The sequence below is a fragment of the Planktotalea sp. genome (assembly GCF_018607995.1).
In the GTDB taxonomy this organism is placed as follows: Bacteria; Pseudomonadota; Alphaproteobacteria; order Rhodobacterales; family Rhodobacteraceae; genus Planktotalea.
Window position 1 is genome coordinate 60,092 of sequence record NZ_JABBAL010000002.1, and the last position, 7,541, is coordinate 67,632.

The 7,541-nt window shown below is 53.2% G+C and carries 8 protein-coding genes, 2 pseudogenes and 1 riboswitch; of the genes and pseudogenes, 2 read left to right on the forward strand and 8 right to left on the reverse strand.

Going from position 1 to position 7,541, the window contains the following annotated elements; genetic code table 11:
• Positions 1-3 precede the first annotated feature (3 nt).
• On the reverse strand, positions 4-519 hold the full coding sequence (gene mraZ, locus QZ280_RS00585; RefSeq protein WP_293440137.1) for a division/cell wall cluster transcriptional repressor MraZ: 516 nt from the start codon (positions 517-519) through the stop codon (positions 4-6).
• Between the two features lie 784 nt (positions 520-1,303).
• Between mraZ and QZ280_RS00590 the strand changes: the two genes are divergently transcribed.
• Positions 1,304-2,056 carry an SDR family oxidoreductase gene (locus QZ280_RS00590; protein ID WP_293440139.1) on the forward strand — a complete coding sequence of 251 codons (753 nt, stop codon included), beginning with the start codon at positions 1,304-1,306 and terminating at the stop codon, positions 2,054-2,056.
• A gap of 9 nt (positions 2,057-2,065) precedes the next feature.
• Here QZ280_RS00590 and QZ280_RS00595 read toward each other — a convergent pair whose 3' ends face one another.
• Positions 2,066-3,142, reverse strand: a complete 1,077-nt coding sequence (locus QZ280_RS00595) for an Mrp/NBP35 family ATP-binding protein (RefSeq protein ID WP_293440141.1) — start codon at positions 3,140-3,142, stop codon at positions 2,066-2,068.
• A gap of 314 nt (positions 3,143-3,456) precedes the next feature.
• On the opposite strand from QZ280_RS00595, the gene QZ280_RS00600 reads away from it, so the two are divergent.
• Positions 3,457-3,672 (forward strand): DUF1127 domain-containing protein, encoded by a 216-nt coding sequence (locus QZ280_RS00600; RefSeq protein WP_293440143.1) that lies wholly within the window; start codon positions 3,457-3,459, stop codon positions 3,670-3,672.
• A 212-nt stretch (positions 3,673-3,884) separates the two neighbouring features.
• Here QZ280_RS00600 and QZ280_RS00605 read toward each other — a convergent pair.
• The 6 genes and pseudogenes from QZ280_RS00605 to QZ280_RS00630 all read right to left on the reverse strand — a co-directional run.
• A pseudogene (locus QZ280_RS00605) lies at positions 3,885-4,676 on the reverse strand (carbon-nitrogen hydrolase family protein).
• A gap of 3 nt (positions 4,677-4,679) precedes the next feature.
• On the reverse strand, positions 4,680-5,540 hold the full coding sequence (locus tag QZ280_RS00610; protein WP_293440144.1) for a M24 family metallopeptidase: 861 nt from the start codon (positions 5,538-5,540) through the stop codon (positions 4,680-4,682).
• A gap of 8 nt (positions 5,541-5,548) precedes the next feature.
• The gene (locus tag QZ280_RS00615) at positions 5,549-5,836 is read right to left on the reverse strand and encodes an aminopeptidase P family N-terminal domain-containing protein (RefSeq protein WP_293440145.1); all 288 of its coding nucleotides are present in this window, start codon (positions 5,834-5,836) and stop codon (positions 5,549-5,551) included.
• 106 nt (positions 5,837-5,942) lie between these two features.
• Entirely contained in the window at positions 5,943-6,224 is a 282-nt protein-coding gene (locus QZ280_RS00620; protein WP_293440147.1) for a hypothetical protein, read from the reverse strand.
• Between the two features lie 115 nt (positions 6,225-6,339).
• Positions 6,340-6,544, reverse strand: a riboswitch (cobalamin riboswitch).
• A gap of 106 nt (positions 6,545-6,650) precedes the next feature.
• On the reverse strand, positions 6,651-6,821 hold the full coding sequence (locus QZ280_RS00625) for a hypothetical protein (RefSeq protein ID WP_293440149.1): 171 nt from the start codon (positions 6,819-6,821) through the stop codon (positions 6,651-6,653).
• A 314-nt stretch (positions 6,822-7,135) separates the two neighbouring features.
• A pseudogene (locus QZ280_RS00630) lies at positions 7,136-7,541 on the reverse strand (hemolysin); the annotation flags it as partial.

A 7,541-nucleotide genomic window follows, 5' to 3' on the forward strand; every position in this document is an offset into this window, starting at 1 on the left:
GAATCACTCCGCAGGACTGGATGTTGGAGCACCATCAAGAAACTCGAGCGGGTCGAAATCGTCGGGCAGCTCTTCAAGCCACTCTTCGGTTTTGGCCAACTCGTCAGCCTCATAGGTCTCGGTTTTCCAAATCTGGAACGTGTCACCCGCTGCGATAAAGAACGCTTCTTTATCCAGCTCGATTTTCTGACGCAGCTTGGCAGGCAAAACCAGGCGACCTGTCTCATCAATTGTAGTCGGGAAAGACTGGCCATGGAAGAGACGCTGAAGCATTTTACGCTGCATAGATCCACGTGGGAGGGCGTCAATCTTGGCGTCCACCTCCTCGATCGCTTCCATGGTGTAACACTCGAGGTAATTGCGACGATGATCGCCGTACACAATGACCAATTCAGGAGGAAGACCATCGGTCAAATTGGGGTCAGCCGCTTCGATTACACGACGAAAAGAGGCTGGGATCGAGACCCGCCCCTTTGTATCCACCTTATGGTGGCTTTCGCCTCTGAATCTGCGTGACACGCCAATTCGTCCCTTTGCCCTGCCCCCGAAACCTTGCCCAAAAACTAGGGCATAAAAATATGAAAGGCGGATCAAGCTGCTGCCACTGCTTGATCCGCCAACGTCCCGCTGCCGGGAATGTCCGATCGCGCGCGCCACCTGGGGGGATGTCTGCTCGCTCGCGCGCCGGATCTGGTTGGGAGGATTATGGCGGGTGCCTGTATGAAACCTGACTTAGCGGTTCTTGTTAGCTGGGATCGTGTAGCGTCCCTTTGTTGAGTTACCCGCTCTCCTCTTCTACCATTAGGGATGCCATGGGAATTAATGGTAATCAATAGGAAATATTGACTACAGCTTGTTGAATGTTGCCTTTGGCGATTTGTACGCACAACATTTAGAAAGAACATTTCAAGAACAAAATCTAGTGGTAGCGAAAAAATAAGCAGCGACTACTACATGTAGATCAAGAGCAATTCTTGAATTTTTTCCCATATTTTCCCGAATCGAAGCACAACAGTTCCGTTCGGGACGAATTTTCAATGCAATATCACGCCCCCACCCTAAGCATCACATCTGATTCACCGTGTAAATCGTCCTCAACGCCATGATTCGTTGTTGAGTCTTTGTAGCGACACCCAAATATGGGTGTGATTTCACAGCGCTGCGCCATGAAATCCCACATGACCCATGAATACCCAAAGCGCCTCCGCTTCTCACACACTCTTGTCGTAACTGCACGTTGAGTTCGCTGAAATTACCTGCAACCCTGCTGCGAGCTCTCATTTTGCCCAAGACAGGACAGCCCATGCCAGACTTCGCCATCTATCCTAGCCTCAAAAACAAGACCGTCATCGTATCGGGTGGCGCACAGGGCATTGGCGCTGAGATGGTGAAAGCCTTTGCTGCTCAGGGCGCACGCGTCGGGTTTCTGGATCTTCATGAAGCCGCAAGCGCCGATCTGGCGGCGGAATTAGACAACGTCAGCTACAAAATTTGCGATCTACGCGATATCTCCGCGCTTCAAGCTGCCCTCAAGACACTAACGGACAAATTAGGGCCAGCACATGTGTTGGTGAACAATGCCGCACGCGATGATCGTCACGATTGGCGGGACGTTACGCCAGACTATTGGGACGAGCGTCAAAACACTAATCTGCGTCACATGTTCTTTGCGATCCAAACGATTGCGCCAGGGATGATCGCGGCGGGCGGTGGCTCCATTATCAATATGGGATCGAACTCATGGTGGGAGGCCGGTGGCGGTTTTCCAGCCTACGCCACGGCCAAAGCGGCAGTACACGGAATGACCCGCACAATGGCGCGCGATCTCGGCGATCACCGCATTCGCGTCAATACGGTGGTGCCCGGCTGGATCATGACAGAGCGGCAAAAAGAGCTTTGGGCGACGCCAGAAGCGCTTGAGGCGCATCGTGCACGTCAGTGCTTGCCTGATCTGATTGATCCGGTTTACGTGGCGCGCATGGTCTTATTTCTCGCTTCTGACGATGCCGCAATGTGCAGCGCGTGCAACTACATGGTCGAAGCGGGCTCTATATAGTGTTCACGCTTACGCCATACCGCCTTCGACTAAACCTTTGGCAAGCTCAGCATAGGCTCGCGCCATATCTCCTTCACCCGCTGCAATAGGCGTACCGCCATCCCCTGCAAGACGCGTATCAAGGTCAATCGGCAAAGCACCAAGTAGTGGCACTTTTAAGCGCTCAGCTTCTGTTGCGACGCCTCCTTGGCCAAAGATCGCATGTTCTGATCCGCAATCAGGACATTTGAACATCGACATGTTCTCGATCAGGCCCAACACAGGCGTTTTGAGCGTCGCGAACATATCCAGCGCTTTGCGTGCATCTAGAAGAGCGACGTCTTGAGGGGTGCTGACAACAATCGCGCCGGTGACCTGACTTTTCTGACAAAGCGTGAGCTGCACATCGCCCGTGCCCGGTGGCAAATCAACGATGAGCACATCAAGCTCGCCCCACTCCACTTGCCCCAGCATTTGCTGCAATGCACCCATGAGCATGGGACCACGCCACACGATGGCTTTGTCAGGATCAATCATCAGGCCAATCGACATCATAGTGACGCCATGCGCCTTCAATGGAATGATGGTTTTTCCGTCAGGGCTGGCAGGACGTTTGTTTACGCCCATCATTCGTGGCTGGGATGGTCCATATATATCTGCATCGAGCAAGCCAACGCGGCGGCCTTGCTTCGCCAATGCAACCGCAAGGTTGGACGAGACAGTCGATTTACCAACGCCGCCTTTTCCAGAGCCAATAGCAAGAATGCGGTCCACACCAGAGACAGGCGCTGGCCCGCCCTCTTGTGGTTTGGGATGCCCACCAATCTTCAAACTGGGCGGCGCAGGTTTTGCAAGTGCAGGTCCATGCGCTGTTAATGCCGCATTGACTGTGCGCGCACCGACCACAGCCGCTACCGCAGTTTCAGCGGCTTTGCGCAAAGGTTCCATTTGCTGCGCGATCGCGGGGCTTGGGGCCTCGATCACAAATCGCACCGTAGCGTCCTCCACAGAAAGCGCTCGAATCATATCGCGGCTGATCAGATCGCCACCATCAGGCAGAGCTAAACGTGCCAAAGCATCACGAATGTCTGTCTCTATTTGGCTCATTTCAAACTCCTAACCTGCGTTTTGTCATAACTGGCAGCTTTACGCCCGAGCGCAAGTGCAGACAGGACTGACAAGATGAATGCTAGCGCGAACAAAAAATATGGGAAAAACCTTCGAAATCATAAAGTTATTCAAATGGTCAAAAAATAAACAAGTGATTACCGTTAGTTAGCCCTAAGCCTCCTATGCAATTGCTGCATAGCAGCATTGAGAAAATAAACATTGTGCAGTCGCAGCATAAACTCCATGTTCGTTTTCAACAGCAGGGCATATACCCGCGCGACCGACTTAAACCGAAGAAAAGGACGATGCACATGGCATTCCTCACAGACACATTCTCCGCTCACGGCACATTCGGCGACAAGATCGCAGCACTTTGGGCAGAGATCAAAGAAGCGAACGCAAAGTGCGTTGTTTACAACACAACGGTGCGTGAATTGAATGCACTTTCAGGTCGCGAATTGGCCGACTTGGGCATCCACCGCTCAATGATCCGCCGTCTTGCTCTGGACGCAGCGTACAAGAACTAAAGAACTAAAGAATTTGGCCAGCTCACTCCTTCCAGAAGAGCTCGGCCGAACATGGTGGCAGTAAAGTCCTCCCATTTTACTGCCGCTACTAACAACGGTCTAGAACGGACCACTCATAGCACGACGCTTTCTCCTCCCTTCAAGCGGCGTGCTTATATAGAACGACGATGTGTCCTCCCACACATCGTCGTTTTTTCGTTTTTGTAGTTGGCCTATTGGCAATCGAGCTTTAGTCGCCCACGATCCGTCAAATACGGCAGCCGCGCCTGTGCTTTTGCGACCAAAGACAAATCAAGCGCCGCTTGTAGAATTTCTGGATCATTGCCTGCGCGTGCCAGTTCTGTTCCTGCCGGTCCCACGATAAAGCTTTTGCCAAGAAAGGTCATGTCATCCTGCGTGCCCACCCCATTCGCATACGCAAAGAAAACACCGTTCTCAAATGCGCGCATGGGCATCATCTTTTCTGCGACCCAATCCCAATCCGTGCCAAGCGCCGTCGGCACCAGCACCAAATCTGCGCCTTGCGCGGCAACATGACGTACGGTTTCGACAAATTCGGGATCATAGCAAATCAATGTTGCGATTTTGAAGCATTTGTAGGTGAATAGGTAGCAGCCCTACCCTGCACTAAAATAGTCCCACTCAAATCCTGGAGGAATCGCAAGCTTGCGTTGATGCACCAACTCGCCCCCGTCAGGACCAATGCAAGTGGCGCTATTATAAAGCTTATCGCCATCGCGTTCGACATAACCACAGTGGATTGCAATGCTAAACTGCCACGCAAAACGTGCCAAAGCTTGCGCCGTTTCGCCCCCACGCAGCTCTGCCGAGCTACGGATTTGATTGCCAATGGCATACCCGCAGGCAAACAATTCAGGCAAAAGAACCAAATCCGCGCCACTCGCCGCGATATCTGGCAATTGTGCTTCAAGCCACCTCAGACGTGCTGATTTGCCGGTCAGATCCGACGGGGCTTGCGCCAGCGTCAAATGGAAATCACCCATTCTTTAACGATCCGTCACAAGCACTTCGCGCGGATATTGTGTTAGATAGTCTGCGCCCGTTTCCGTCACCACAATACTGTCGCCGATCCGCCCGGCAGCGACGCCATCCACGGAGATCCCACCGTCAACGGCAAAGGTCATGCCTGCTTGAAGAATAGTCTCATCCCCTGCTTTCAACTCCGGTCCTTCGAGGTAAGCCACACCAATCGAGCGTCCCGTGCGATATCCCGCTTCATACCCGCGGTCCTGATAGACTTTACTCGCAGCAGCAGCGACGCCTTCTGCCTTTATCCCCGGTTTGATCGCGGCAATCGCGGCTTGTTGCGCGCCAATCGCTGCCATTTGCACCTTTGCTGCATCATCGGTGATGTAAGCCGCATGAAACATGCGATCAAAGCCAAGTTTGTATTGCTTGAACTGCGCCATATTGCAGAAACAGAAATAGACGGGGTCTGCTTTTTCGTAGGTTTTCACCGAAGTGCGGCGATGCACCATGGAAGTGTCGCGCCCACTTTGCATGATTTGCAAGCCTTGGATCATTGGCGATACGAAGCGCTCCCAGCCCAGATCCGTAAGAAAGCCAGCGGCCTTTCGCGTCCCTGCATCGATCACAGCAAGCGCGCTTTCGTATTCATGCGCCCCGACCCGCAAAGACCCATGCGCGGTGGTCATCATTGCGCCGGCAATCTCACCTGCTTGCTTCATCACTTCGATTTCAAGCGGGGATTTGATCATGCGCTGAGCCCCCAATATCGGGCCAATGTCGCGCAGATGTGCACTTGGATATGTGTCGTCGATGAAGTGTCGTAAAATGGCGGGGATTTCCATCTGCTCGATCCAAAGTTCTTTAGGCGCGTCAGGCAAACACGCACTCAGCGCGAGCGCCCAACTGTTTTGCCCGCATCTTCCCAGCGGTGTATGTCCTTGACCCAAGTCATTTCCGCGACCATTTCGCTTTCCATCAAAGGTGTGATCACAATCGGATCACCCTCTGTACGCACCACTAGAATGGAAGGACGGCCAAACTCGATGCCAAGGTAGCCCCAGAAACCCACAAGATATGCGATGGAGCTTTCGGACGTGAAAACTACATGGCTAATACCCAGCTCTTGCATGCGGTTTTGCAGAGTAATGCAGCGCTGTTTGGCCTCATCTAGCATGATATGATTTCCCTTTTGTCTGCACGGAGCTTAGCGCATGGAACCGCCGGAGATCATTCAAAGGCAACGCGAGTTGGTCGTTACCAAGCCTCGGATTTATGCAAAGTTAGTGGAACACACGCCGGCGCGCTTTAGCACCGCCGCGACGTTTAGGATGAGGCAATACGCAGCTCGCGCATTTTAGATGTTCAACGAATAACTGCGCGGCTTGCCCATCTTCTGGTAAAGCCTCGATATGCAACAGTGCGCGTTGCGCTTCACGCGTAGCATCCGTCTCCAGCCCTAATCCCATCGCCCATTCTAGAAAGCCTACTTTCGCGGCCTTGCATGACGCGGCTCCGCCGCCATCAAATTTCTGCAATGCATGGAAAATCTGTCTTGCACTCATCTAGTCTCCTTACCCACGCCCCGTGGTTCTTGTGTTTGTGAACGGGAGCCTGTGCAGATGAGACGATGGGCAAGGCAAACAAGCGGCGCATCTTTCGCCTGCTCCGCCACCCGCGGTTTCGACTTCGTAACAAGGCTGGTTTCCGGGCTTGGAGCGAGTGGTCACATCGAACCATGATAAAGCACCTTCCCAAGGCGAAACGCCTCAGTGGTCTTACTAAATCTCTCGCCCACACCGTTACGGGGGCAGCGCCAGATTTCCACCAGCTTCCCAATTCTCCACCCGTTTGACGGGGCAGCACCTTGATGAGATGAGCTTACTTAAAGAGTAGTGAGCGGCACAAGGACGTCATGCGGCGCAAGCTCGCCTAAAAGCGGCTTTTCATTGCGTAGTTGCCGCGCGACCAGTTGTTTTTGCTGTACCCTTTCAGGAATCGGAAACGCGGGGCGCATCTTGCGCTCTTCGGGCGAGTTGCGGGAAAAGGGTCAGAATTTCACCGCGCGCATCTGGATTGAGCGCCGCGATTGCGTCGCGTCCCGTATAAAAACTCTCGGTGGGCGCACCCTCAGCCAGAACCAATTGATGATGATCGAACACTAAATGATTATAATTCAGAGCACCTTGATGATCCTAAACATAAATGCCCGGAAGCTCGGTCAATCTGATGGCCGCGAACAAAACGCCTGATGACCCGAACACGCTCTACAATCGCTGAGCCGACTTGCATTCTATGCTGGCGCGACACTCGCAAATCCCACAGAGGCAGCTCTGTGCCAAGCGTACCTGCGCGCAGCATTACGGGCGCAGCGTTTCAAATTCCTGCATCTGCGCTACACTCACCGCGCTGAGAAGGTTCAACTGCAAAGACGCAAATCCGCCGGTCGCCAAAGCGATGCGCACGTTAGTTTCAGCTATTCAACCGCGCACGGCTCCTGATCCATTTCGATCATCGTCCCTTCGGCAAAGCACACAACTGAGGAATAGGTCCAACCCGTTGTGTGACTTTGATAACTACCAAGGGTCGCGCCAACCGTGAAGGCTGATCCGGGAGCGGGCACAAAATACCACCTAGACGGCGCAGCACTGGTGTTGACAAAGAAGAAGGTTTCCAAGCGAGGATTGCCCAATGTGTTGGTAAAAATCACGTTAATCGCAAAGGGCTGACTGTTCGTGGATCCCGCTGCGCCGCCGTTGATCGTAACAGTTTCACTCGCGTCGCTGCCACCCTGAAAGTTGCCGTCATTGTCGTCCAAAACGGCTGCGTAGGAAGTGTAGGAAGTGTAGGAAGTGTTATCAAGCGCGTTGTAGCCCGTGCCA

Coding starts and splice junctions, on each gene's coding strand:
- QZ280_RS00590 (WP_293440139.1), top strand. CDS start 1,304: ATGCCAGACTTCGCCATCTATCCTAGCCTCAAAAACAAGACCGTCATC.
- QZ280_RS00595 (WP_293440141.1), bottom strand. CDS start 3,142: ATGAGCCAAATAGAGACAGACATTCGTGATGCTTTGGCACGTTTAGCT.
- QZ280_RS00600 (WP_293440143.1), top strand. CDS start 3,457: ATGGCATTCCTCACAGACACATTCTCCGCTCACGGCACATTCGGCGAC.
- QZ280_RS00615 (WP_293440145.1), bottom strand. CDS start 5,836: ATGCTAGATGAGGCCAAACAGCGCTGCATTACTCTGCAAAACCGCATG.
- QZ280_RS00620 (WP_293440147.1), bottom strand. CDS start 6,224: ATGAGTGCAAGACAGATTTTCCATGCATTGCAGAAATTTGATGGCGGC.